Here is a 2,441-nt window from a genome sequence, read left to right on the forward strand (position 1 = left end):
ACGGGCCGGAGGAGGAGTTCCTCCATGGCCAGGGCGGCCTGGATGGACTGGCGGGACGCCTGTTCCCGGACGAGGGCGTTGTACTGGAGGATCCGGTCGCCGCCCTGGTTGCTGACCTGGTTGGTGACGATGCGGGACGCGCCTACGCCGGTGGTGGAGCGGACCGCGGCGGCCATGGTGGATGCCGCGGCGGCGGCGCCGGGGATGCTGTCGCGGATGCCGCCTTCGAAGCCGCCGCCGAAGAACCGTCCCAGTCGGTGAGCGACCTTGGAGGGGCTGCTGATTTTCAGTTCGACCTTGATGGTCTTCTGGATCTTCTTCGCCAGGTCGGCCATCGCCTTGACTATGGACGCCTCTTGGGATTTCAGTCCGGACAGGAAGCCCTTGCCGGACTGGGTGCCGGCGTCGTACATGGCGTTGGCGGCGGACTGCCCGTAAGCGGTGGTCGATGAGGCGATGGCCGCCTGTGTCGAGTTGATCGACTTCAGTTGTGCGTCGGTGGCCTTGACCAGGGCTGCCGCATACGGGGCTCCCTGGTCCGGCCCGGCCTGGATGATCTGCCCGATGAGATCCTTCGACAGGCCGCGCTTGCCAAGGATTTCGAGGTTCGCACTGAACGCCTTCATCTGGCTCAACCGGACGTTGAGGCCGTTGAGGATGCCCTCGGCACCGAACGGCAGGCCACCGTTGGGCAGGCCGGTAAGGCTGGCGAAGCTTGCGGCGCTGGCACTGGTCTCGGTGGCGAACGTGGTGGCCGCGGCAATGGTGGAGCGGATCTTGTCCCGGTCGGCGGCGAGCCTCTTGAGCTGCGCGTTCTGCGCGTTGACCTGCTTGATCAACTTGTCGTCGAGGGTGGTCCGGACACCCTTGAACCCGTTCTTCAGCGCCGTGGCGACCTTGGTCATGGCCGTGTTGATCGCCGCCGCGGTCCCGGCCAGGGTCTTGAGGAAGTCGCCCCCCACGGAGGCCTTTACTGGGCCCGTGTCGATGCGCCGGCCCGCAACGGTGATGGTGCCTCCGGAGGCGTAGCCGGGGATCGGCTGCCCCATGCCGCGGGCCATCGCCGCGGACTGGCGGGCGTTGAAGATCCGCACCCCGCCCTCGAAGACCCGCATCAGCTCCGGGCCCTGCTCGCCCACCCAGGCCAGCTCGCCCGGACGCGCGGTGCCGCCGGCGGCGTAGCCGCCGATGCGGTTGTACGCCTTCGACAAACTGCCGTAGCGGGACAGGGCGTACTTCATAGAGGCGTAGATGTTCGCCATCGGGTCGATGCTGACCCCGTACAGCTTCGGCCCGACACCCTTGTACTTGCCGGCGTAGGCGTTGAACGTCGGGCGGATCACCTGCATCAGTCCCACCGACGGGGTGCCATTGATCCAGTTGATGTCGTTGCGGTTGACGGCCTTCGGGTTGCCCCCCGACTCCTGGTTCATTCGGCGCAGCGTGGTGTTGACCAGCGACAACGACTGCCCAACCTGCCCGAGAGCCTGGTTGACGATGCCCCGGAAGCGCTCCACACCCTTGCCTGGGGGAACCCCCGTGCCGCCTTCGAGGTAGCGCATCGGGTCGACGGTCTTGCCGTTGATGCGGGCTTCGAGGTGGAGGTGCGGTCCGGTGACGTTGCCGGTGGCTCCGACGCGGCCGATCTGCTGACCGCGTTTCACATCCGCCCCAGCCTTGGCGAGCATCGCGGACATGTGCGCGTACAGGGAGGTGAGACCACTTCCGTGGCTGATCTCGATGTGCTGCCCGTAAGGACCGCCCGAAGTGCGGGAACGCACCTGCCCGTCGTCGACGGCCCCGATGCGGGTTCCGGTCTTCGCAGGGAAGTCGAGGCCCGTGTGCCGGCCCGACGACCACATCAGCCCAGCCTTGCCGAACGGGGTCCCATACGCGGCGTTGACGGGCTTCAGCCACTGCCCGGTGCCCTCCGGCGGCAAGTCCTTGCCGCGGATGAACTCGATCGCCTTGTCGATCAGCCCGATGGGCATCTGGCCGATCATGCCGTTGTACGTGTCCTTGTCGCCGCCCAGGGACTTCTTGATCCCGGACTTCAGGGGCTTGAACGCGGCCTCGGCAAGGTCGGCGAACCCGCCCCTGATCACGTCGGCACCCTTGTTCAGTGCCCCGCCGACGGCGTCGCCGATGGAGTCGACGATCCCGCCGAACGCGTAGCCGCGGAACCCGCGCAGTGACTTGCCCTGCATGGCGGCCTGGTTGACCGCGTACAGCCGGGCACGCTCGTAGGGATCCCTCATCGCCTCCGAGACGTATACGCCCTCGCCCTCGCGCATAGGGCGCAGGTGAGTGTCCCCACCCCGCCACGACGAGGAGCCCGGCAGGATGCCACCGCGGGCGAAACCCTTCGGAAGGGACATCTCCTTGAGATCGGCAACACCGGGAATCTTGGCGGCTGTTTTGTTCCATACGCTGACAATTCC

General features: G+C 67.0%; 1 protein-coding gene. It reads right to left on the reverse strand.

From position 1 onward, the window contains the following. Positions 1 to 2,294: peptidoglycan DD-metalloendopeptidase family protein (locus ACFWU9_RS36190; RefSeq protein ID WP_384325351.1), on the reverse strand; the 2,294-nt coding region annotated here is incomplete at its 3' end. Positions 2,295 to 2,441 lie beyond the last annotated feature (147 nt).

The sequence above is a fragment of the Streptomyces sp. NPDC058653 genome, from assembly GCF_042716895.1.
GTDB lineage: Bacteria > Actinomycetota > Actinomycetes > Streptomycetales > Streptomycetaceae > Streptomyces.